The following is a 21,607-nucleotide window of genomic DNA, read 5'->3' as shown; positions in this document are numbered from 1 at the left end:
CACGTACAACAACTGGACGACAGCTCAATCTGCCGCTGATACAAGGGAGATCGCGTCATGGCGCAGACGACGTCAGGGGCCGGAACGGCGACGGAGGCGGCGCTTCCCAGCGGCTTCAGGGGCGCCGGGCCGGGCTGGCCCGAACTGCACCGCATCCCGCATCCGCCGCACCGGCTCCCCCTGCTCGGCGATGTGATCGGCGTCGACCGGCGCACCCCCGTCCAGGACTCGATGCGCCACGCCCGGCAGCTGGGGCCGGTCTTCCGGCGCAAGGCGTTCGGCAACGAGTTCGTGTTCGTGTGGGGCGCCGGGCCGGCGGCCGACCTGGCGGACGAGTCGCGCTTCGCCAAGCACGTCGGACTCGGGGTCGCCAATCTGCGGCCGGTCGTCGGGGACGCGCTGTTCACGGCGTACAACGACGAGCCCAACTGGCAGATGGCGCACGACATCCTGGCGCCGGGTTTCAGCCGGGAGGCCATGGAGGGCTACCACCCGATGATGCTGGCGGTGGCCGAGCGGCTCACCGACCGCTGGGACCGCGAGCTGACCGCGGGCCGGGCGGTGGACGTGCCCGGCGACATGACCAAGCTGACGCTGGAGACGATCGCGCGCACCGGTTTCGGGCACGACTTCGGCTCCTTCGAGCGCTCCCGGCCGCATCCGTTCGTGTCCGCGATGGTGGGCACCCTGTCGTACGCACAGCGCCTGAACACGGTGCCGTCACCGCTGGCCCCGTACCTGCTGCGCAGCGCGTCCCGCCGCAACGAGGCCGACATCGCCCATCTCAACCGCACGGTCGACGACCTGGTGCGGGTCCGCCGGGCATCGGGTGAGGCCGGGAGCGGGGACCTGCTGGAGAGGATGCTGGAGACCACCCACCCGCGGACCGGGGAGCGGCTGTCGGCCGAGAACGTGCGCCGCCAGGTCATCACCTTCCTGGTGGCCGGCCACGAGACGACCTCGGGCGCGCTCTCCTTTGCCCTGCACTACCTCTCCCGGCATCCCGGGATGGCCGCCCGCGCCAGGGCCGAGGTGGACGCCGTCTGGGGCGACACCGCGGTGCCCGGCTACGACCAGGTGGCCAAGCTGCGGTTCGTGCGCCGGGTGCTGGACGAGTCGCTGCGGCTGTGGCCGACGGCGCCGGCCTTCGCGCGGGAGGCCCGCGAGGACACCGTGCTGGCCGGGGACCATCCGATGAAGCGTGGTGCGTGGGCGCTGGTCCTGACGATGATGCTGCACCGCGACCCCGAGGTGTGGGGCAGCGACGCGGAGCAGTTCGACCCGGACCGCTTCGATCCCAAGGCCGTACGGTCCCGCGCTCCGCACACCTTCAAGCCGTTCGGGACGGGGGCGCGGGCGTGCATCGGGCGGCAGTTCGCCCTGCACGAGGCAACGCTGGTGCTGGGACTGCTGTTGCGCCGCTACGATCTGCGGCCCGATCCGGACTACCGCCTGCGGGTCACCGAGCGGCTCACGCTGATGCCCGAGGGACTGCGGCTGCACCTGGAGCGGCGCCCGGTCCCGGCCGGCGCCAACGCAGTGACCGCCTCCCCGGCGGCCGTTCGGGAGGCCCCCTCAGGGCCGAGCTGTCCAGTGCACGGGGCGGGTGACTGAGTCCGGCAGCCGGGTGCCCGTACTGCCGCGGGCTGCGTTGAGCTGCGGCTGGGTGAGGAAGAAGGCTCCGGTCAGGTCGGCATCGGTGAGATCGGCGTCGCGCAGGTCCGCACCGATCATGTCCGCGCCGCGCAGATCGGCGCCGGTCAGGTCGGCGGCTATGAGGTAGGCGCCGCGAAGGTTCGCACCACGCAGGTCGGCTCCCTTGAGGCGGGCGCCCATCAGATCGGCGCCACGGCGGTCCTTCCCGCGGCCGCGGGTGCCCGCCCGCACCAGCTCGCTGGTCTTCAGCAGCAGCACGTTGACCTCCTGCCGGTGCGCGGGCACGTCCAACGCGGCCAGCTGCTCAGGAGTTCCACGGGTGAGATCCTCGGTCTTGTCCAGGGCGCGGCGCAGACCGGCGTGGACCGGACGGGCCGGGGGCAGGGTGAGTGCCTCGGTCAGATACCAGAGCAGTTCGTGCAGCTGCCGTACGACCGGGAAGACGTCGAACATGCGCCGGGCGTCCTGCGCCGGGCCCGTGCGCCAGTCCTGCCCGCCGAAGGTGACCTGCGAGACCTTCTGTCCCGCGCCGAAGCAGTCGTAGACCGTGCAGCCGGTGAAGCCCTTGTGCCGCAGCCGGGCGTGGATGCCGCAGCGGTGGTCCTCCCGCAGGTTCGGGCAGGGCTTGCCGGCCTGCTTGTCGATCGCGAAGTCGGCGGAGGCGGCGAAGGGCAGAGCGACACAGCACAGCCCGAAGCAGCTCTCGCAGTCGCCGCGCAGGTCGGCACGGTCGCCTATGTGATCTGGCATGTGGCCCAGCCTATCGAGGTACGGCAGACCGCCCGCCTGGTGGGGATCGCCGGTGCCCGGCGCTTGCTCAGGCGGAGAGCAGGGCCCGCTCCCACTGGTCTTCCCGCTGCTCGATGTACTCGGCGTCACCTCGCCAGGCGTCGCCGTGGCCCTGGTCCCACAGGGTCGTCCAGGGCTGAACGCCCTCGGCGGACCGGGCACGCAGGAAGTCGTGCATGGCGCGGGTGCGGCGGCCCAGCATCGGCGCGAGTGCACGGCGCTCGGTCTCGTCCAGCCCGTATGCGTCCGCGAAGACGCGCAGCCGGTCGGCGGCGTCGGGGCTCTGCCAGTGGGGGTGTGCGGACAGCGGCACGAAGCCGCGGATGGCGTAGGCGACGTCCCACAGGCGGGAGCCGGGGGCAGCGGTGTCCCAGTCGATCAGCGACAACTCGTCCCCCTCCGCGACCACGAGGTTCCACGGCGCCAGGTCCTGATGGGCGATGATGTCGGCTCCCTCCGCGGGAACGAGTACCTGCCAGCAGGCGTCGGACGGCGGAGTGAAGTCCTGTACGGCATCGTGGAGGTCCCGGACGAGACGGGCCACCCGGGCCAGCTGCTTTCGGGGTGCCACCAGGGCGAACCGGTCCGGCCAGATCACCTCGCCCGGCATGAACGTCAGCACCTCGCGGCCCTGCTCGTCGATCCCCAGGGGGCGGGGCGCCGCACGGAAGCCGGCCTCGTGCAGGTGGGTGAGCAGCGCGTGCACCGCCGGGGTCCAGGGACCCGCGGGCCGCCGGACCGTGTCGCCGACGCGGACGACGCCGGCGCTGACGTTGCCACCCGACAGCGGCTGCTCCTCCTCATGTGCCGGATTCTCCTCAACTCTCATGAGGCAAGTGCACGTTGGCAAATCTGCCATGTCAAGGCGGTTTTGCCTTGCCTCATGACGCTGCCCGATCCGGACGACCTCATCGCCGAAGTGGTCGGCCTTGCGCGGGTGGGTCGCGGAGTCGCGGCAGCGGTGCTCACGGAGAGCGGCGCGGAACTGGGCGCGGCGGGCCCGGGTCCGGCTCAGCCGTCCGCGCGGGCGGCGCCTCGACCGCCCTGACCTCCTCGGTCAGCTTCGCGATCTTGGCCCGCTTCGCCCTGATCCCGCGCTCGATGAGCCGCAGATGGGTCGGCGACACGGGGACCGCGGCCTCGAACTGCTCCAACCGCCGCCGCTCCACGGCGAGTTCGGTCCTGAGCCGGGAGGCGGGGTCCGGGGGCGGGGGTGGATTGCGGCCGGTGAAGACCACGTTGTACTTGGGTCGCTCGGCGAAGACGGCCTCCCGTTCGGCGGCCTCGGGGTCATCGGGATAGTCGATCCGTATCGCGATGACGCTGGGCCCCCACGGCTGCTCCCGCAGTGCCCGCACGCGTGTGAGGGGCGAGACCGAGATCCCGACGCAGAGGAGCCCCTCCAGACCGTGCAGCCGGTACAGCGCCGTGCGGCCTCGGGTGTACAGGCTGCCCTCCTCGTCGAACAGGCCGCGCAGGAACTGCGCGTCGAAGTAGCCCAGGCCGCCGCCCCCCTTTGTTCGTCCCCGTCCTCACGCTCCCACGCGGGTCTGACATCGACGGCGACGGAACCAGACCTCACCGATGAGTTTCCGGCCGTGTGGGGGCCTGCTCATACAACGGAAAACAAGCTCGGGTACCACAGAGACAAGCCCCTCCTCAGGCGGGAGCCCGGACGGATCGAGGAGAGAGATCATGTGCAGCCACCGGCCTTCGTGCCCCACCGCAGACAGCCCGGAACACCATCTGGCAGTGATCGTGTCGGCCCACCCCGAACAGGGCTGGAGCCTGCTCTGCAACGGGACGATCGTGTTCGACGACTCCGGTGAACTGCTGCCGGACGGTCGCGTCGTGAACCCGCACCGCGTCCTGGGCCCGCTGGCCGTCGCCGCCTGACCCCCGCCCGCTCACGGGCCCGAGGGAAGACGCGCCGGGTCAATACCGTTGCGCCTTGGCGAGGTTCGGGGTGAGTGCGGGCTCGGGCGGCTTGCGGCTGATGGCGAGCGGCTGGGCCTTCTCGCCGGGGGCGAGGTCCTCGGCGCCGACGTACCGGGTCTCCACCACCTTGCCGGAAGAGTCCTTGAAGTCGACCTGGACGGCGTAGGACGCCTTCTTGTCGGTCTTGTTGGTGATGGTGACCAGGACGGCGAGCAGTCCGCCGGTCTGGGAGCGCGGCTTGCCGGTCATCGAGACCTCGGACGTCGCGTTGCCCTGCCCCTTGACGTTCTTCAGTTGGCTCTCGGCGGCCCTGTTGGCGCGCTCAACCTCGGCCGACACGGAGGCCTCGAAGGAGGAAGCGGCGGCGGAGGCCGACGCCGCTGCCGCGGAGGCCCTGGCACGCGCCGATGCGGCCGCCGACGCCAGCGCGGAGGGCGCCGTACCCGAGAAGGACGCCGTGTCCGGAGCGGTGGGCCGTTCGGTGGAGGGTGTGCTGGAACTGCCGCTGCCGTCGTTCGAGCTGCACGACACAAGTGTGAGGGTGCTCGCCATGGCCGCCACGAGGGCCAGCGAGGCGACGGCCGGCCGAGGCCGCACCGCTCGGCCCGGGCGGCAGGAAGGCCTCGTGTTCATCGGGTCATGTCCTTTCGCGGCATCCGGGCAATGAAATGAACCTTATGCCGGAATAATCCGCGGGGCATGTCGTGCCTGCCGGGGCACTAGCGGCTGAACACCTCGAAGGCGACGGCCGGCCTGCCCCCGAACCGCTCGGCCATCCGCCCGGCGTTCGCGGTCAGGAATCGGCGGACGTACGTCTCCGGGTCCTCGTCGGTCAACGCCTCGATGTAGGAACGGTGTTGGAGCAGCGAGCGCACCGCGCGCTCAAGGCCGGCCGACGCGTCCGCCGCGTGTGTGGGTGAGGAGGAGCCGGCGATGGCGACCCAGCGCACACCGTCCCAGGGATCCAGGCCCTGCTCGACGAGCTCGGGGAAGATCCACCGGTTACCGGCGTCGCCCGCCGCGTCGAGCGTGGCACGCCCGACGGCCACGTGGTCCGGCGTGTTCCATGCGACGCCGCCCCAGGTGTCCCGGTGGTTGAGGGTGATGACCAGCTCGGGCCGGTGCCGGCGGATCGCGGCGGCGATGTCGCGGCGCAGGGCGGGGCCGTACTCGACGACTCCGTCCCTGTGGTCGAGGAACTCCACCTCCGACACCCCGACCACGGCCGCGCTCGCCCGCTGTTCCCGCTCGCGCAGTGGTGCGCACTTGGCGGGCTCCAGTGTGTCGATGCCCGCCTCGCCGCGCGTCGCCAGCACATAGGCGACCTCGCGGCCCTCGTCGGTCCAGGTGGCGACGGCCGCCGAACAGCCGTACTCCAGGTCGTCCGGGTGCGCGACGACGGCGAGGGCGCGCTGCCAGTCGGCGGGCATGGGCTGGAGCTGGTTGGTCCGCGGCTCGGTCATGGCCGCAGACTAACTCGTGACGGTGATGTCACGCCTCGTCACGGGCGAGGGCGAGCAGCCGGTCCAGCACCCGGGGCCCGCCGGCCCGTACCCCGTCGTGCTCGAACTCGTCGGTCACCCAGGTGCGCAGGCCCCGGATGGTGCGGGCCGTCTCCAGAGCGTGGGCCGTGTCGACGTACATGTCGTCGTGATACACGGCCGCCGCGACGGGAACCTCGTTGGCGGCGAGGCGCGCGGGGTCGTAGAGGGGCGGCCAGTCGGTGCGGGCGGCGAGGAGTTCGGCCGTTTCGCGCAGGGGGCGCAGGGCCGGGTCGCAGTCGAACATCCAGGGGTGGACCGACTCGCCCGTGAACAGCAGCGGGCTGTCACCCGCGAGCGTCTTGGCCGCGTCGAACTGAGGGAACTCGGCGCGGACGCGTTCGGCCGCCCAGGCGGTGGGGCGCTCGTCCTGCCCGTAGATCGCCTCGTGGACGAGGGCGTACAGCGGATGGCTCGCGTACGACAGGAGGCCCTGGACCTCCTCCTGGAACGCGTCGGACAGGACCGGGCCGTGCGGGGCGCGGACGAACGCGTCCTCCAGGAGGTAGTGCAGGCGGTGGCTGCCCTCGCTGCCGCCGAGGACGATGCCGAGGGACTGGAAGGCCTCGACGGTGAGGCGGTAGCCGTTTTGCAGGGTCACCTCGTGGGTGAGGAGGTGGTCGGCGATACGGCGGGCTCGTTCGACGTCCTGCGGGTAGCGGGCGTAGTGCGCGGTGACCTTGCGCTCGATGCGGGGGTAGGCGGCGCGGTAGACCTCGTCGGCGTGGGCGTCGAGGGAGGGCAGGCCGCCGGCGATCACGGCTGCGGTCAGGCCCTCGGGGGCGCTGGAGAGGTAGTTCACGGTGCAGAAGCCGCCGAAGCTCTGGCCGAGGGCGGTCCAGGGGGCCCCGCCGGTGACCTGTGGGCGGATCGCCTCGCAGTCGCGGACGATTGCGTCGGCGCGGAAGTGCGCAAGATAGTCGGCCTGTTGCGTCGGGCCGCCGCGCAGCGGGAGGGTCTGGCGGTTGGCGGGGGTTGAGTGGCCGGTGCCGCGCTGGTCGAGGAGCAGGACGCGGTACTCCTTGAGGGCGCGGTCGAGCCAGGACGACCTGCCGACGAAACGATTGGCCCCGAAGCCGGGACCGCCCTGGAGATAGACCAGCCACGGCAGATTTTGCTGTGTCCCGTCTGCCCTGTCGCTCGCGACGACCTCACGGGCGAAGAGCTCGATCGCCTCCCCCGCCGGGTCGTCGTGGTCGAGGGGCACGATGAAGTGACGGTCGGTGAGGACGACACCAGGCTGACGGTACGTGGCGGTCAACAGGTCTCCAGGGACGGACGGGTTTCGGGCCGCGTCCCACTTCATCACAGGTTCGTCCGGTGGCCGACCCCTGGGATCATGAAAACCCACTGAACCGACGATCAGCGGGCGGAGAGGCTCGAACGCCGTACGACCAGCTCCGGCTGGAGCACGACACGCCGGTGTTCATGACGCTTCGTCCCGGTCTCCGCCTCCGTCTCCTCCAGCAGAAGCTCGGCGGCCAGGGCTCCCATGGTGACGGCCGGCTGCCGGACCGACGTCAGCGGTACGGCCGCGGCGGCCGCGAACTCGATGTCGTCGTAGCCGACGATGGCGAGGTCGTCGGGGACTCCGATGCCTGCCGCGTACATGGCCTGCAGGACGCCGAGGGCGAGGAGGTCGTTGGCGCAGAAGACGGCTGTGGGGCGGTCGGCGAGGCCGAGGAGGCGGGCTCCGGCGTCGCGGCCGGCGGCCACGTCGAGCCGTTCGGTGGGCAGTTCACGCAGGGCACCGGGGCCGAGGCCCGCCTCGGCGAGCGCGTTCAGGGCGCCGGTGCGGCGGTCGCGCACCTGGTTGAAGCCCGGCGGTCCGCTGACGTAGGCGATGGTGCGGTGCCCGGCGTCGACCAGATGGCGCACGGCCAGCGCGCCGCCCGCCACGTCGTCGACGGAGACCGAGCACTCCGTGGTGCCCTCGGCGACCCGGTCGACGAGGACGAAGGGGATGTTGTGCCGCCGGAACGTCTCGATGTTCCGGCCGGTCGCGTCGGCGGGCGTCAGCAGAACGCCCCGCACCCGCTGTTCGGCGAAGAGCGACAGATAGTCGGCCTCCTCGCCCGCGCTCTGGGCGCTGTTGCAGACCATGACACCCAGGCCGGCGTCGCGCGCGGCGCGCTCGGCGCCGCGTGCCACGTCGACGAAGAAGGGGTTGCCCATGTCCAGCACGAGCAGCCCCATGATCCGGCTGCGGCCCGCGCGCAGCTGGCGCGCGGACTCGCTGCGGACGTAGCCGAGCCGGTCTATCGCGGACTGCACGCGCGCCCGGGTCTCCGTGGCGACCGTGTCCGGACGGTTGATCACGTTCGACACCGTGCCGACGGAGACTCCGGCGGCGCGGGCGACGTCCTTGATACCCACCGACTGGGACATCAGGCAGGGACCTCCAAGGGGACGTGGAACGGCCGGAAGGCCCTCACATTACCGTCAACATCAGGTGCATCCGGCCCGGTCACGCGGGCAGTGCGAAGTCGACGACATGGAGCGCCGAGGGGGTCGTACCGCTCGACTTCTCCTGGTACATGAACGACAGCACGTTGTCCGCCCTGACCCGCAGTTCGTCGATCACAACCTCGCCGAAGGCGTTCAGATCGCTGCCGTCGTACAGCACCGTCCAGTCGGTGTAGCCGGACGACTTGGACGCTCCGGCGATCCGGCCGAAGGGGAAGATCGCGTAGGCGTTGTCGTACTTGTCCAGGACCAGCTTGGTGCGCTGGCTGGAGTTGAGTGCGATCGGGATCTCCGTCTTGGTCCAGGTGCCCGAGGAGTTCTTGCGGAGGTGGAAGGCGCGGCCGTTCGCGGTGCGGTCGCTGACGTAGTTGGTGGTGCACTGGCCGAAGCGGCCGGGGACGTAGCTGATGATCGCGTGCGGGAGACCGGACGAGTCGGTGGTCTGGCTCTCCTGGTTCATCAGCGAGTGGTCCGGGTTCAGCGAGTCGACGGTGAGCCCGCTGTCCGTGACGGCCACCGTGTCGGAGCTTCCGGTGGTGGCTACGACGGTGCCGGCGTCGTTGCGCCAGGTGCGGCCGCGGTCGGTCGAGTAGACGTAACCGGTGTCGTGGTTGGTGATGCCGCCGCCGTTGCACATCACGGCGGCGTTCTGCTCACGCCAGGTGAAGAAGGAGTGAAGTCGGCCGTTGACGTCGTAGTCGATGCCGTGCAGGTACATGTTGCGGGCGGTCGAGGAACCGTGCGAGCTGGTGTACGTGCCCGTGGAGCTGGACCACTCCCCCAGTGCCGTCCAGCTCGAACCGTCGTACTCGGCAAGGGCGTTGCGGCCGTTGCCGGAGATCCCGACCCGGTAGCTGAGCTGCAGCTTGCCCTCGGGGGTGGAGACGAACTGGGGGTAGGTGAACTGGGAGGTGAGGGCGAGGCCGTCCATGGACGTCTGGACGGCGCCGAAGACCGACGAGGTCCAGCTCGTGGTGGCGGGGTTGTCCATCAGCCCGGCGACGGACTTCACATAGAAGTAGCCGTTGCTGTGCGAGTCCATGTTGAGGTGCAGACGGCCGTCGGTCTTGGAGACACCCATGGAGATGACGTCGTGCGAGTCGCTGGCCTTGAGGGCGTGGGACAGCGTGACGGTCGACCAGCTGCTGCCGCCGAGCACGCGACGGGCGACCACCGCGTTGCCGGTCGAGGTGTACCAGGTCGCGTACTGGTAGCCCTTGTAGGTCAACAGGCCGTTCTTCTGGAACGAGTTGTTGTTGACCAGTCCGTCGTAGGAAACGAAGAAGATGGCTGTCGCGTCGAGTTGGGTGGTGCCCTTCTTGGTGACCGAGGGGCCGGGGTCGGCGGCCCGGGCGGTGCCGGCACCGAGGACGGGGGCCGCCACGGCGCTGAGGAGGGCGCCGGCGAGCAGGGTGCGTCGTCTCATCTCAGAGGACTCCATTGTCTTACGAGAGCGGGAGGGGGCAACTGTGGGGGATCAGGCGAGGTGGAACACCTCGGTGAGCGGTTTCATGGCCTCGTCGGGCCGGGCGCCGTCCAGCGACTCGAAGAACGGCGCCATCCCGGCCTGCCAGCGGGCGTTGACGTCGGTGGCCTCCATGCCGGCGACGGCGGCCTCGAAGTCCTCCGTCTCCAGGTAGCCGACGAGCAGGCCGTCGTCGCGCAGGAAGAGCGAGTAGTTGTGCCAGCCGGTGGCGGAGAGTGCCTCGAGCATCTCCGGCCACACGGCTGCATGGCGTTCGCGGTACTCGGCGAGCCGGTCCTCGCGGACCTTGAGGAGGAAACAGACGCGCTGCATGAAGTACCAGCTTCCCAAGGGGGCGAAGGGGCCTAGAAGTTGAACTGGTCGATGTTCTTCGCGTCGAACACGGTCGGCTTGCCGAGGCTGATCACGCCGTCCTTGCCGATGGTGTACTCCGTGGAGCCGGCCTTGAAGGTCTCGCCCTCCTTGCCGGTGATCTGACCGGAGGCCAGCGCCACGGCGGTTCGGGCGGCCAGGTCGCCAAGCTTCGACGGGTCCCACAGCTCGAAGGCGTCGACGGTGCCGTTCTTGACGTACTTACGCATGTCGTTGGGGGTGCCGAGGCCGGTCAGCTTGACCTTGCCCTTGTACTTGGAGCCGGACAGGTACTGGGCGGCCGCCTTGATGCCGACGGTGGTCGGGGAGATGATCCCCTTCAGGTTCGGGTACTGCTGCAGCAGGCCCTGGGTCTGCTGGAAGGACGCCTGGGCGTCGTCGTTGCCGTACGCGATCTTCACCAGCTTGATGTTCTTGTACTTCGGGTCCTTCAGCTCGTCCTTCATGAACCCGATCCAGGTGTTCTGGTTCGTGGCCGTCTGGGCGGCGGACAGGATCGCGATCTCGCCCTTGTAGCCGATCTGCTTGGCGAGCAACTGCACCTCGGTGCGGCCGAGGTCCTCGGCGCCGGCCTGCGAGACGAAGGCGTTGCGGCAGTCGGCCTTGGTGTCGGAGTCGTAGGTGACGACCTTGATGTTGTTCTTCATGGCCTGCTTGAGCGCGGTGCACAGGGCGCCCGGGTCCTGAGCGGACACGGCCATGGCGTTGACCTGCTGCTGCGTGAGCGTGTTGACGTAGCTCACCTGGCCGGCGGTGTCGGTGGCGCTGGACGGACCGACTTCCTTGTACTTGTTGCCCAGCTCGGTCAGCGCCTTCTCGCCGCCCTTGTCGGCGGAGGTGAAGTACGGGTTGTTGACCTGCTTGGGCAGGAAGCCGACGGTCAGGCCCTTCTTGAGGGCGGCGTTCGGGTCGGCCTTGCCGGCGGAGGCGGCCGAGCCGCTGTCGTCCTTGACGTCGCTCTTGGTGGTACCACCGCAGGCGGTCGTGGCCAGGGCGAGTGAGGTGACGGCGGCGAGGGCCGCACAGGTACGGCGGAAGGATGAGCGCATGGCATGGGGTCCTTTGATACGAAGGTGAGCAGGACGCGCCCTTCCAGGGGCGCGGGGCCGGGTTCGGTTTGCGGCTCCGCCGCGTGCGCGCGACCAGCCACAACCGGCCCGCAGCCGACGAACGGTCTATCCAGCGCCGGCGGAGCGTGCCGCCGCCCTGGCGACACCGATCTGCCGCGCGACCCGAGGGGCGAGTACGGAGATCACGAGCAGCACGCCGGTGACGACGATCTGCGACTGCGCCGAGACATTGAGCAAACTCATCACGTTCTGCAACGCCCCGAGCAGAAACACCCCGGCGATGGCGCCGCCCAGCGTGCCCTTGCCGCCGTCGAAGTCGATGCCGCCGAGCAACACGGCCGCGACGACGGAGAGTTCGAGCCCGGTGGCGTTGTCGTAGCGGGCACTGGCGTAGTGCAGGGCCCAGAAGATGCCGGTGAGGGAGGCCATCAGGCCGGTCACCGTGAACAGGATGAGTTTGTGCCGCTTGACGCGGACGCCCGCGAACCGCGCCGCCTCCTCACTGGCGCCGATCGCGAACAGCGAGCGTCCGAACGGGGTGGCGTGCAGGACCACGACGGCGATCGCGAGCAGCACGAGGAAGGGCAGGAAGGCCTGCGGGATGAAGGTGTTCCCGATCCGTCCGGCCGCGAAGTCCAGGTACTGCGTGGGGAAGTCGGTCACCGCGTCGGAGCCGAGCACGATCTGTGCGATGCCCCGGTAGGCGGCGAGGGTGCCGATGGTGACGGCGAGGGAGGGCAGTCCGAGCCGGGTGACGAGGAGCCCGTTGACCAGCCCGCAGGCCACTCCGAGCAGCAGGCAGATCGGGATGATCGTCTCGATCGCCATGCCGTCGTTCCACAGCTTGCCCATCACCGCGCCCGACAGGCCGGCCGTGGAGGCGACGGACAGGTCGATCTCTCCGGCGACGACCAGCAGGGTCATCGGCAGGGCGATCAGGGCGATGGGCAGGGTGTTGCCGATCAGGAAGGACAGGTTGAGGGCGTTGCCGAAGCCGTCGACGGTGCCGAACGACAGCAGCAACAGGACGACCAGGAGGGCGCCGACGACCGTGTCCCAGCGGACCGCGCGCGTCAGGGAGTCAGGCATGGCGGGCGTTCCTCTTCTTCAAGGCCGAGGCGACGCGCAGCGCGACGACCCGGTCGACCGCGATGGCGAGGATGAGCAGGATGCCGTTGATGGCGAGCACCCAGACGGAGCTGACGCCGAGGGCGGGCAGCACGCTGTTGACGGAGGTCAGCAGCAGGGCGCCCAGCGCGGCCCCGTAGACACTTCCGGAGCCGCCGGTGAAGACGACGCCGCCGACCACGACCGCGCTGACGACGGTGAGTTCGTAGCCGGTGCCCGTGCCGGAGTCGACGTTGCCGAAGCGGGCCAGGTACATGGCACCCGCGAGCCCGGCGAGGCCTCCGCAGAAGGTGTACGCGGCAAGGATCCGCTTGCGCACGGGAATGCCGGCGAGCCTGGCGGCCTCCGGGTTGGAGCCGAGCGCGTACAACTCGCGCCCGCTGCCGAAGTGCTTGAGGTAGTACGCCGTCGCCACCAGCACCGCCAGTGCGATCAGCGCCAGCCACGGCACCGCGGAGAGGCCGCCGGAGCCGAAGTCCACGAAGCCGCCGGGAAGGTCGGCCGCCGTGATCTGGCGAGAGCCGACCCAGATGGAGTCGACGCCGCGGATGATGTAGAGCGTGCCGAGGGTGACGACGAGCGCGGGCACCTGGCCGAGGCTGACGAGCAGGCCGTTGAGCAGACCGAAGCCGATGCCCATCAGCACGGCCAGGACGATGGCCACGACCGCGTTGCCACCGCCGTGCAGATAGTCGCCCGCGGCGAAGGCGGTGATGCCGAGGGTCGAGCCGACCGACAGGTCGACGTTCCTCGTGATCACCACCAGGGACTGCCCGGTGGCGACCAGGACCAGGATGGTCGCGTTCAGAAGCAGGTCCTTGATGCCCTGCTCCGACAGGAACTCGCTGTTGCCCGCCTGGGTGATGCCGATCATCACCAGGAAGACGACCAGGATGGCGAGTTCGCGCATCTTGAAGACGCGGTCGACGAGCCGGGTGCCGCTGGACTTGGGCACCTCGGCGACGGGGGTTTCGTTGGGAGTGGTCACCGTCATGCGGCGGCCCTCCCGGTGGCTGCGGCCATCACGGTTTCCTCGGTGGCGTCGGCGCGTGGGATCTCGGCGGTCAGGCGTCCTTCGTGCATGACGAGCACGCGGTCGGCCATGCCGAGGATCTCGGGCAGGTCGGAGGAGATCATCAGGACGGCCACGCCGTCGGCAGCCAGCTCGCTGAGCAGCCGGTGCACTTCGGCCTTGGTGCCGACGTCGATGCCGCGCGTGGGCTCGTCGACGATCAGCACCCTGGGGCCGGTGGCCAGCCACTTGGCGAGAACGACCTTCTGCTGGTTGCCGCCGGACAGCGTGTTGACGGTGTCGGCGAGCCGGGCGTACTTGACCTGGAGCTTCGCGGCCCAGTCGAGAGAGCGGCTGCGTTCGGCGCCGCGGTCGACCAATCCCGCCCGGACGGTCGTACGCAGACCGGTGAGGCCGATGTTGCGCTCGATGGACATGTCCATAACCAGGCCCTGGGCGCGCCGGTCCTCGGGGACGAGGGCGAGTCCGGCGGCCATGGCGACGGAGGGGGCGCCGTTGGTCAGCCTGCGACCCTGGACCTCGACCTCTCCGCCGTCCCAGCGGTCGATGCCGAAGACGGCCCGCGCGACCTCCGTACGGCCCGCGCCGACGAGTCCAGCGAGACCGACGATCTCGCCGTGCCGCACGTCGAAGGAGACGTCGGTGAAGACGCCCTCGCGGGTCAACCGCCGCACTCTCAGGGCGACTTCACCGGGCTGGACGTCCTGCTTGGGGTACAGCTCGTCGAGGTCGCGGCCGACCATGCGGCGCACGAGGTCGTCCTCGGTCATGCCGTCGATCGGCTCGCTGGAGATCCAGGCGCCGTCGCGCAGCGTGGTGACCCGCCGGCAGATCTCGAAAATCTCCTCCAGCCGGTGCGAGATGAACAGCACCGCGGCTCCCTGTTCGCGCAGGGTGCGTACGACGCCGAAGAGGCGGGCCACCTCGCTTCCGGTGAGCGCGGCCGTCGGCTCGTCCATGATCAGGACGCGAGCCTCGAAGGAGAGGGCCTTGGCGATCTCGACGATCTGCTGGTCGGCGATCGACAGGCCGCGGGCCGGACGGTCGGGGTCGAGTTCGACGCCGAGGCGCTGCATCAGCGCCAGGGTCGCCGTGTGGGTGGCCTTGTGGTCGATACGGCCGAGGGCGCGCCGGGGCTGGCGGCCCATGAAGATGTTCTCGGCGATCGACAGGTCGGGGAAGAGCGTGGGCTCCTGGTAGATGACGGCGATGCCGGCGTCGCGTGCGTCGCCGGGCCCGTGGAAGACGACGGGCTCACCGTCGAGCAGTACCCGGCCGGTGTCGGGTCGGTGCACACCTGCAAGGGTCTTGATCAGGGTGGACTTGCCCGCGCCGTTCTCTCCGGCGAGCGCGTGCACCTCGCCGGGGAACAGCTCCAGAGAGACGTCCCGCAGGGCGCGCACGGCGCCGAAGGACTTCGAGATGTCCTCGAGCGCCAGCACCGGGGCCGGACACGTGTCGGACGGGTGGGTCATGAGGGGCTCCTCGACGACGCCGACGAGGGGCTCTCGGCGTCGTGAAAGGTTTCAACTTGGTTGCCGGGACGTTAGGCGCGCTGGCCATGTCACGTCAATGGGTCCACCTCGAAAAAATTTCGAGATTCCTTCGAGAGCCAAAGGTCACGGTCAGGCCACGGGCAACAGCCTCTGCCAGAAAGCTTGACACCCCCACGGGGAGCTCTAAGCTTCGCCTTCTGAATCGATTCATCCACAAGCCGTTTCCGGCCCGACGTCACAGGAGCCCTGAAGTGACCGAGCTCGCCGCGGTGAAGGCCGCACTGAAGACCCAGGCAGTCGAGACGCCGTCGTGGGCGTACGGGAACTCGGGGACCCGTTTCAAGGTGTTCGCACAGCAGGGCGTCCCCCGCACGCCGCAGGAGAAACTGGCCGACGCCGCGCAGGTGCACGCGTTCACGGGCGTCGCCCCGACCGTGGCCCTGCACATTCCGTGGGACAAGGTCGACGACTACGGCGCCCTGGCGAAGTACGCCGACGACCACGGTCTGAAACTGGGAGCGATCAACTCCAACACCTTCCAGGACGACGACTACAAACTCGGCAGCATCTGCCACCCCGACGCCGCCGTCCGCCGCAAGGCCCTCGACCACCTGCTGGAATGCGTCGACATCATGGACGCGACCGGCTCACGGGATCTGAAGCTGTGGTTCGCCGACGGCACGAACTACCCCGGGCAGGACGACCTCCGCGCACGCCAGGACCGGCTCGCGGAAGCACTCGCTGCCGTCTACGAGCGGCTGGGCGAGGGGCAGCGCATGCTCCTGGAGTACAAGTTCTTCGAGCCCGCCTTCTACGCCACCGACGTCCCCGACTGGGGCACCGCGTACGCCCACTGCCTGAAGCTGGGCGAGAAGGCCCAGGTCGTCGTGGACACCGGACACCACGCACCCGGCACCAACATCGAATTCATCGTCGCCACCCTCCTGCGCGAAGGAAAACTCGGCGGCTTCGACTTCAACTCCCGCTTCTACGCCGACGACGACCTGATGGTGGGTGCCGCCGACCCCTTCCAGCTCTTCCGGATCATGTACGAGGTGATCAGGGGCGGCGGACTCACCTCCGACGTCGCCTTCATGCTGGACCAGTGCCACAACATCGAGGCCAAGATCCCGGCGATCATCCGGTCCGTCATGAACGTCCAGGAGGCGACGGCGAAGGCCCTGCTCGTGGACCGGGACGCGCTGGCCGTGGCTCAGCGCGAGGGTGATGTGCTCGCGGCGAACGCCGTGCTCATGGACGCGTACAACACCGACGTACGACCGCTGCTGGCCGACCTGCGTGAGGAGACGGGACTCGATCCCGACCCCATCGCCGCCTACCGCCGTTCCGGATGGGCGCAGAAGATCGTCGAGGAGCGGGTCGGAGGGGAGCAGGCCGGCTGGGGGGCGTGAGGGCTCCTGCTCGTCTGCCGGGTTCGGTCATGCGCAGGCTGCGGGTCAGCTTTCGGTCATGCCGAAGAAATCGTGGACGGGGCGTATCTCCACGGCCACGACGTGGAAGTCGAGGACGCGTTCGGCGATCTCCCTCGCCCGCTCGGGGGTCGCGCAGTCGATCACGTAGTAGGCCGTCAGCTGGTCGGTGGTGTCCGTGAGCGGTCCGTCCGCCGGCCTCGGTCCGTCCGCGTGGTGGTGGATGGTCGTGGTGTCCCGCGGGTGGGCCAGGCCGGCTCCGTTGAGCATCTCGCCGGTGCCCTCCAGGTCCTGGTGGAGGGCTTCGTGCCGGCAAAAGACGTCCGCGCGTTCGGCGGCCGTCATCGCCTCGGTCGCCGCGGGGTCGGCGTACATCAGCACCATGTACTTCATGCCGCCGCCTCGGGGAAGGCGGCTACCGAGGTCGCCGCGCGGACGAGTGCCGCCGTGGCCCTGGAGCAGGACTGCTGGGGCCAGGCGATGGACAGGACCGCCTGCGGGGCGTCCGGGATCCTGCGGTAGGCGACGCCCGGGCGCGGGTAGCGGACCGTGACCGATTCGGGGAGCAGCGTGACCACCTGACCCAGTTCGACGAGGGTGAGCAGTTGGGGCAGGTCCGCGACCCCGTACCGGTCCACGATCAGGTCGCGGTAGCGGGCCAGGCCGTGCAGCTCGCCCGGTCGGACGTCCGGGAGGGTGAGGTCGGCGAGGGTGAGGTCGTCCCGGGCCGCCAGAGGGTGGGTGGCCGGGAGGGCGGCGACGTGGGGCTCGACGGCCACCGTCTCGGAGTCCAGGCCGGTGCGGTCGAACGGCTCGTAGATCAGGGCTGCGTCCGCTTCGCCCGCACGCAGCAGACGGGCCTGTTCACCCCAGCCGGAGAGGCGGACCGCGACGGGCCGGGCAGCGGGCTCGGTGGCGTAGCGGCCCAGGATGGCTTCGAGCAGTCCCGCGGCGCCGTCGGCCTTGACGGCGAGCACCAGCTTGGGGTCCGGGTCTGCCGCGCGCCGGGTTCGTACGCCGGCCGCCCGCAGGGCGTCGAGGGCGATCCGGGCCTCCCTCAGCAGAACCGTCCCGGCAGGGGTCAGGCTGACACTGTGGGTGGTGCGCTCCAAGAGGGCGACGCCCAGGTCCGTCTCCAGCTTGCGGATGGCGCGAGAGAGGGGTGGGGCGGAGATGCCCAGCCGTTCGGCGGCTCGGGCGAAGTTGAGTTCCTCGGCGACGGCGACGAAGTAGCGCAGGGGTCGGGACTCCACGGCCTGGCACCTCCCGTTCGGTATGTCCCAGAGGGTAACAAGCGGGATCGCTTCGATCCTTCCGTGTCGTGAGATCGCATCGCAGGATCGGAGCAGGCGGCTACCGGGTCCGTCCGCCGACGGCCCAAGGGTGTCAACCGCCTTTCCCGCGAGCCTTCTTGGAGCTTCCATGCTTGTCATCACCACTCCGACCGGTCAGATCGGCCGGCAGGTCGTCGACGGACTGCTCGGCCGCCAGGAGCCGATCCGGGTGATCGTGCGCGATCCCTCCCGGCTCTCGCCCACGGTGCGGGACCGGGTCGAGGTCGTCCAGGGTTCGCATCGTGACCCCGATGTGGTCGGGGAGGCGTTCGCGGGTGCGGATGCCGTGTTCTGGCTGGTGCCGCCGGATCCGCGCGCGGAGAGCGTCGACGCCCACGTCCTCGACCCCACTCGGTCGGCGTGCGAGGCGATCACCGGCCACCGCGTCCAGCGGGTCGTCAGTGTGTCGACCATGGGCCGTGGGATCGGGAAGAACGCCGGGCATCTGTCGGCGGCTCGGGCCGCTGAAGAGCTGATGGCGGGCACCGGCGTGCGGTGCCGTGCGCTGCGGCCGCCGGGCTTCATGGAGAACCTGCTCTGGCAGCTCGACGCGATCCGGAACCAGGGCGCCTTCTTCTGGCCGCACGCCGGGGATCGCACCTTCGCGATCGTCGCCACCCGCGACATCGCCGCGAAGGCCGTCGAACTGCTGCTCGACGATGCGTGGACCGGCCAGGACGCGGTGCCCGTGGTCAGCCCCGACGCCCTCTCCCCCGACGGCATGGCCCAGATAGTGTCGGACGTCCTGCGGCGGCCGGTCCGCTACCAGGAAATCCCCGTCGACGCGTACCGGGCGACGATGGTGCGGCACGGGGCGAGCGAGGCGTGGGCGCAGGGGCTCGCCGACATGGCCGTGGCTCAGAACGAGGGCGCCTACGAGGAAGAGCACCGCACCGCGTCTCCGGGCCCGACTGGCTTCCGCCAGTGGTGCGAGGAGGTGCTCAGGCCGGCCTTCCCGGCTTGAGCACCTGCGCAGCGCACCTCTTCCGCGCCGCTACTGCGGGCCGGCGAACGGATGCCGGATCGCGGCCGGCGGCCAGGCGGGGGCAGTGTACGGCCGCCGGAAGGTGCGGCGGCCCGAGCCGACCTCGAACGGCTCGCCGTCCCCCGGGAGTTGGACCTCGGCCCGGGTGCCCGGCGGTACGAGGACCTCGACCATGAGCGTGTCGCCCTCGATCCGCCAGCCCGCCTCGGCACGACCGTACGGCGTGTCGTGCGCCGCCTTCGCGAAGGTGAGATCGCCGCCGGGAACCGGTGCGATGCGCAGTCGGCGCCATCCCGGTTCGGCTGCCTCCAGACCGGCGACCGTGCGGTGCAGCCAGTCGGCGACGGCACCGAGCGCGTAGTGGTTGAACGAGGTCATCTCACCCGTGTTGATGCTCCCGTCGGGCAGCATCGAGTCCCAGCGCTCCCACACGGTCGTGGCGCCCATGGTCACCGGGTAGAGCCAGGACGGGCAGCCCGTCTCCAGGAGCATCCGGTACGCCGACTGCGGCTCGCCGCCCGCGCACAGGGCGTCGCAGATGAGCGGCGTACCGGCGAATCCGGTGGCGATCCGGTAGCCCGACGTGCGCACGATGTGAACCAACCGCTCGGCGGCGCCCCGACGTTGACGCTCCGTCGGGAGCAGCGCGAAGCAGAGGGCCAGTGCGTACGCGGTCTGCGCGTCGCTCGACATGCGCCCGCCCGGGGTGACGAACTCGTCGGCGAACGCCGCCCGTACCGCCCGCGCGAACTCCTCGTACCGTACGGCGTCGTCCTTCTCTCCCAGCAGTCGCGCCGTCCGGGCGAGCACGTCGGCCGAGCGGGCGACGTACGCGTTGGCGACGAGGTCGCCGTCGGTGCGGGCGGCTCCCGGGTCCTCAGGCGGGGCGGCGGGGTCAAGCCAGTCACCGAGCTGGACGTCTTGGCGCCACAGTCCGCCGCCTTCTTCGGTGAGGCGGGCGGCGGTCTCCACCCAGGCGCGCATGCCCGGGTACTGGGTGCGCAGCACCTCCAGGTCGCCGAAGCGCCGGTACAGCGTCCACGGCAGCAGTACGGCGACATCGGCCCACACCGCGTGCGGAGTGCTCCCGAAGACGTCGGACGGCAGGACGTCGGGCACGACCAGCGGCGGCACGCGGTCGGGCCGGGCGAACTGCTCGGCTGCGAGGTCGCGCAGCCAGCCGCCGAGCATGCCCGAGCAGTCGTAGAGGAAGGAGGCGGTGGGGGCGAAGACCTGGATGTCGCCGGTCCAGCCGAGGCGTTCGTCGCGCTGGGGGCAGTCGGTCGGGATGTCGAGGAAGTTGCCGCGCATGCCCCACACGACGTTCTCGTGCAGGCGGTTCACGAGCTCGTGCGAGGACTCGAACCAACCCGTGCGCGTCATGTCGGTGTGCAGGACGACGGCTTCGACCGCGGCCGGGTCCAACTCACCCGGCCAGTTCTCGATTTCGGCATAGCGGAACCCATGGAAGGTGAAGCCGGGTTCGTACGTCTCCACGCCCGCGCCGGCGAGCGTGTACGTGTCGGTGGCGGCGGCCTGGCGCAGGGGCCTCACGCCGAGTTCGCCGTGCTCCAGCACCTCGGCGTGCCGCAGGGTGACCGTGTGGCCGGCCGGGCCCGAGAGACGGATGCGCAGGCGTCCGACCAGGTTCTGGCCGAAGTCGACAACGGTCTTCCCGGACGGTGTGGTGATGACGTCGGCCGGGGCCAGGGTCTGGGTGCGGCGCACGGGCGGGCCCGTCGGTGCCACCAACTCGGCTTCGGGAGGCGCCAGTTCCGTGACCGTCGACCAGTCGGAGAGGTCGTGGCCCGGTTCGGACCAGCCGGGGCGGGCCGACCGGGCGTCGTAGGCCTCGCCGTCGTAGAGCTCGGAGCGCAGGACCGGTCCGGTGGTGGCGCGCCACGCCCCGTCGGTGGCGATGGTCGTGACGGTGCCGTCGGGGTGGGTTACCTCCAGCTGGGCGAGCAGCGCACGGCGCTCGCCGTAGAGGTTGCGCCGGCCGCCGTCGAATCCGAGCCGGCCGGTGTACCAGCCCTCCCCCAGGAACGCGCCGATCGCGTTGTCGCCGGCGCGGAGCAGACCCGTCACGTCGAAGGTCTGGTACCGCAGCCGGTGGTCATACGAAGTCCAGCCGGGCGCGAGGACGTGATCGCCCACCCGGGTGCCGTTGATCTCGGCCTCGTACACGCCGTATGCGGTGATGTAGAGCCGGGCCGAGGCGACCGCCCTGTCGAGAGCGAAGGTGCGGTGCAGCAACGCCACGGGGAGCGGGGCATCGGCGCGTTCTCGGTCCGGGGTGACGGGCCGGGCGGTCCAGTCGCTACGGCTGAGAAGTCCCGTCTCCGCTCGGGTGAGCGGCGACCACGCGGACGGCTCGGGGCCCTCTCCCCATACCCGGACGCGCACCCCGACCCGGCTCCGGGAGCCGAGCGCCTCGCCCGGCCACTCAACCAGCACGGAGTCGGCGCTCTCGACGCGTCCGGTATCGACGAGGAGGGCGCCATCGGGGCCGGTGATCTCAAGCCGGTACGCCCTCTGCGTCCAGTCCGGCGTGTCCGTCTCGGTGCGCCAGCTCAGACGCGGGCGGGACTCGCCGATGCCGAGGGGCTCGCGGTGGTGTTCCAGAACGGGAGCGGTGACGCGCATCAGATCGCTTCCTTGATTTCGACACGTGTAACTGACCGGGAGAGGGGCGTGAAACGTTTCACGGCATCGTGAAGGCGGGCCTGGCGCATCGTCAAGGCTTCCGGCGTGGAAGAAGTCACTTCTTTCGAACCGTCCCGGACGCGGATGCCCGGCATCTTGACGGCGCCACCACGCTGAAGCTACGTTTCCTGAAACGATTCAAACGATATGCAGACAGTGATGTGCTCGCGGCGAACG

Annotated in this window: 20 protein-coding genes; 4 read left to right on the top strand and 16 right to left on the bottom strand. The window is 70.2% G+C overall.

The window, feature by feature from the left end; all coding sequences use genetic code 11:
• Positions 1 to 57 precede the first annotated feature (57 nt).
• Positions 58 to 1,614, top strand: coding sequence for a cytochrome P450 (locus OOK07_RS40020; RefSeq protein WP_266801500.1), 1,557 nt, complete (start codon positions 58 to 60; stop codon positions 1,612 to 1,614).
• Here the strand turns inward: OOK07_RS40020 and OOK07_RS40015 are convergent.
• The 3 genes from OOK07_RS40015 to OOK07_RS40005 form a co-directional block, all read right to left on the bottom strand.
• Positions 1,576 to 2,406 carry a pentapeptide repeat-containing protein gene (locus OOK07_RS40015; RefSeq protein ID WP_266801499.1) on the bottom strand — a complete coding sequence of 277 codons (831 nt, stop codon included), beginning with the start codon at positions 2,404 to 2,406 and terminating at the stop codon, positions 1,576 to 1,578. The genes OOK07_RS40020 and OOK07_RS40015 overlap by 39 nt on opposite strands.
• A gap of 67 nt (positions 2,407 to 2,473) precedes the next feature.
• Positions 2,474 to 3,274 carry a phosphotransferase enzyme family protein gene (locus tag OOK07_RS40010; protein WP_266801498.1) on the bottom strand — a complete coding sequence of 267 codons (801 nt, stop codon included), beginning with the start codon at positions 3,272 to 3,274 and terminating at the stop codon, positions 2,474 to 2,476.
• 136 nt (positions 3,275 to 3,410) lie between these two features.
• Positions 3,411 to 3,803: a hypothetical protein gene (locus OOK07_RS40005; RefSeq protein ID WP_266801497.1), complete on the bottom strand. Its 393-nt coding sequence runs from the start codon at positions 3,801 to 3,803 to the stop codon at positions 3,411 to 3,413.
• A 337-nt stretch (positions 3,804 to 4,140) separates the two neighbouring features.
• Between OOK07_RS40005 and OOK07_RS40000 the strand changes: the two genes are divergently transcribed.
• A complete protein-coding gene (locus tag OOK07_RS40000; RefSeq protein WP_266801496.1) occupies positions 4,141 to 4,341 on the top strand; it encodes a DUF5999 family protein in 201 nt (66 codons plus the stop codon).
• 39 nt (positions 4,342 to 4,380) lie between these two features.
• On the opposite strand, the gene OOK07_RS39995 is transcribed toward OOK07_RS40000, so the two are convergent.
• The 10 genes from OOK07_RS39995 to OOK07_RS39950 form a co-directional block, all read right to left on the bottom strand.
• Positions 4,381 to 5,016: an FxLYD domain-containing protein gene (locus OOK07_RS39995; RefSeq protein WP_266801495.1), complete on the bottom strand. Its 636-nt coding sequence runs from the start codon at positions 5,014 to 5,016 to the stop codon at positions 4,381 to 4,383.
• 86 nt (positions 5,017 to 5,102) lie between these two features.
• Complete coding sequence (locus OOK07_RS39990) at positions 5,103 to 5,846, bottom strand: PIG-L deacetylase family protein (protein WP_266801494.1); 744 nt, start codon at positions 5,844 to 5,846, stop codon at positions 5,103 to 5,105.
• A 28-nt stretch (positions 5,847 to 5,874) separates the two neighbouring features.
• A complete protein-coding gene (locus OOK07_RS39985; RefSeq protein ID WP_266801493.1) occupies positions 5,875 to 7,185 on the bottom strand; it encodes an alpha/beta fold hydrolase in 1,311 nt (436 codons plus the stop codon).
• Positions 7,186 to 7,286: 101 nt separating this feature from the next.
• Positions 7,287 to 8,312, bottom strand: coding sequence for a LacI family DNA-binding transcriptional regulator (locus OOK07_RS39980; RefSeq protein ID WP_266801492.1), 1,026 nt, complete (start codon positions 8,310 to 8,312; stop codon positions 7,287 to 7,289).
• Between the two features lie 79 nt (positions 8,313 to 8,391).
• A complete protein-coding gene (locus tag OOK07_RS39975) occupies positions 8,392 to 9,816 on the bottom strand; it encodes a BNR repeat-containing protein (protein ID WP_266801491.1) in 1,425 nt (474 codons plus the stop codon).
• 51 nt (positions 9,817 to 9,867) lie between these two features.
• Positions 9,868 to 10,188: an L-rhamnose mutarotase gene (locus OOK07_RS39970; protein ID WP_266801490.1), complete on the bottom strand. Its 321-nt coding sequence runs from the start codon at positions 10,186 to 10,188 to the stop codon at positions 9,868 to 9,870.
• Positions 10,189 to 10,220: 32 nt separating this feature from the next.
• A complete protein-coding gene (rhaS, locus tag OOK07_RS39965) occupies positions 10,221 to 11,297 on the bottom strand; it encodes a rhamnose ABC transporter substrate-binding protein (RefSeq protein WP_266801489.1) in 1,077 nt (358 codons plus the stop codon).
• A 126-nt stretch (positions 11,298 to 11,423) separates the two neighbouring features.
• Positions 11,424 to 12,407: an ABC transporter permease gene (locus tag OOK07_RS39960; protein ID WP_266801488.1), complete on the bottom strand. Its 984-nt coding sequence runs from the start codon at positions 12,405 to 12,407 to the stop codon at positions 11,424 to 11,426.
• Positions 12,400 to 13,440, bottom strand: coding sequence for an ABC transporter permease (locus OOK07_RS39955; RefSeq protein ID WP_266801487.1), 1,041 nt, complete (start codon positions 13,438 to 13,440; stop codon positions 12,400 to 12,402). The genes OOK07_RS39960 and OOK07_RS39955 overlap by 8 nt, the downstream gene beginning before the upstream one ends.
• Positions 13,437 to 14,954 (bottom strand): sugar ABC transporter ATP-binding protein, encoded by a 1,518-nt coding sequence (locus OOK07_RS39950; RefSeq protein ID WP_266801486.1) that lies wholly within the window; start codon positions 14,952 to 14,954, stop codon positions 13,437 to 13,439. Before OOK07_RS39950 ends, OOK07_RS39955 begins: the two co-directional genes overlap by 4 nt.
• Positions 14,955 to 15,226: 272 nt before the next feature.
• On the opposite strand from OOK07_RS39950, the gene rhaI reads away from it, so the two are divergent.
• Positions 15,227 to 16,387, top strand: coding sequence for an L-rhamnose isomerase (gene rhaI, locus OOK07_RS39945; RefSeq protein ID WP_266801485.1), 1,161 nt, complete (start codon positions 15,227 to 15,229; stop codon positions 16,385 to 16,387).
• Positions 16,388 to 16,432: 45 nt separating this feature from the next.
• Here the strand turns inward: rhaI and OOK07_RS39940 are convergent, their stop codons facing one another.
• The gene (locus OOK07_RS39940) at positions 16,433 to 16,798 is read right to left on the bottom strand and encodes a YciI family protein (RefSeq protein ID WP_266801484.1); all 366 of its coding nucleotides are present in this window, start codon (positions 16,796 to 16,798) and stop codon (positions 16,433 to 16,435) included.
• Positions 16,795 to 17,658: a LysR family transcriptional regulator gene (locus OOK07_RS39935; RefSeq protein WP_266801483.1), complete on the bottom strand. Its 864-nt coding sequence runs from the start codon at positions 17,656 to 17,658 to the stop codon at positions 16,795 to 16,797. Before OOK07_RS39935 ends, OOK07_RS39940 begins: the two co-directional genes overlap by 4 nt.
• A 169-nt stretch (positions 17,659 to 17,827) precedes the next feature.
• Between OOK07_RS39935 and OOK07_RS39930 the strand changes: the two genes are divergently transcribed.
• Complete coding sequence (locus tag OOK07_RS39930; protein WP_266801482.1) at positions 17,828 to 18,703, top strand: NAD(P)H-binding protein; 876 nt, start codon at positions 17,828 to 17,830, stop codon at positions 18,701 to 18,703.
• A gap of 30 nt (positions 18,704 to 18,733) precedes the next feature.
• Here the strand turns inward: OOK07_RS39930 and OOK07_RS39925 are convergent, their stop codons facing one another.
• A complete protein-coding gene (locus OOK07_RS39925) occupies positions 18,734 to 21,370 on the bottom strand; it encodes a family 78 glycoside hydrolase catalytic domain (protein WP_266801481.1) in 2,637 nt (878 codons plus the stop codon).
• Positions 21,371 to 21,607: the final 237 nt, after the last annotated feature.

It is taken from the genome of Streptomyces sp. NBC_00078 (assembly GCF_026343335.1).
Classification (GTDB): domain Bacteria; phylum Actinomycetota; class Actinomycetes; order Streptomycetales; family Streptomycetaceae; genus Streptomyces.
This window is presented reverse-complemented; position numbering and strand designations above follow the sequence as displayed.

Coding starts and splice junctions, on each gene's coding strand:
- OOK07_RS39940 (WP_266801484.1), bottom strand. CDS start 16,798: ATGAAGTACATGGTGCTGATGTACGCCGACCCCGCGGCGACCGAGGCG.
- OOK07_RS39950 (WP_266801486.1), bottom strand. CDS start 14,954: ATGACCCACCCGTCCGACACGTGTCCGGCCCCGGTGCTGGCGCTCGAG.
- OOK07_RS39925 (WP_266801481.1), bottom strand. CDS start 21,370: ATGCGCGTCACCGCTCCCGTTCTGGAACACCACCGCGAGCCCCTCGGC.
- OOK07_RS39980 (WP_266801492.1), bottom strand. CDS start 8,312: ATGTCCCAGTCGGTGGGTATCAAGGACGTCGCCCGCGCCGCCGGAGTC.
- OOK07_RS39970 (WP_266801490.1), bottom strand. CDS start 10,188: ATGCAGCGCGTCTGTTTCCTCCTCAAGGTCCGCGAGGACCGGCTCGCC.
- rhaS (WP_266801489.1), bottom strand. CDS start 11,297: ATGCGCTCATCCTTCCGCCGTACCTGTGCGGCCCTCGCCGCCGTCACC.
- OOK07_RS40020 (WP_266801500.1), top strand. CDS start 58: ATGGCGCAGACGACGTCAGGGGCCGGAACGGCGACGGAGGCGGCGCTT.
- OOK07_RS40000 (WP_266801496.1), top strand. CDS start 4,141: ATGTGCAGCCACCGGCCTTCGTGCCCCACCGCAGACAGCCCGGAACAC.
- OOK07_RS39995 (WP_266801495.1), bottom strand. CDS start 5,016: ATGAACACGAGGCCTTCCTGCCGCCCGGGCCGAGCGGTGCGGCCTCGG.
- OOK07_RS39930 (WP_266801482.1), top strand. CDS start 17,828: ATGCTTGTCATCACCACTCCGACCGGTCAGATCGGCCGGCAGGTCGTC.
- OOK07_RS39960 (WP_266801488.1), bottom strand. CDS start 12,407: ATGCCTGACTCCCTGACGCGCGCGGTCCGCTGGGACACGGTCGTCGGC.
- OOK07_RS40015 (WP_266801499.1), bottom strand. CDS start 2,406: ATGCCAGATCACATAGGCGACCGTGCCGACCTGCGCGGCGACTGCGAG.
- OOK07_RS39955 (WP_266801487.1), bottom strand. CDS start 13,440: ATGACGGTGACCACTCCCAACGAAACCCCCGTCGCCGAGGTGCCCAAG.
- OOK07_RS39975 (WP_266801491.1), bottom strand. CDS start 9,816: ATGAGACGACGCACCCTGCTCGCCGGCGCCCTCCTCAGCGCCGTGGCG.
- OOK07_RS40010 (WP_266801498.1), bottom strand. CDS start 3,274: ATGAGAGTTGAGGAGAATCCGGCACATGAGGAGGAGCAGCCGCTGTCG.
- OOK07_RS39990 (WP_266801494.1), bottom strand. CDS start 5,846: ATGACCGAGCCGCGGACCAACCAGCTCCAGCCCATGCCCGCCGACTGG.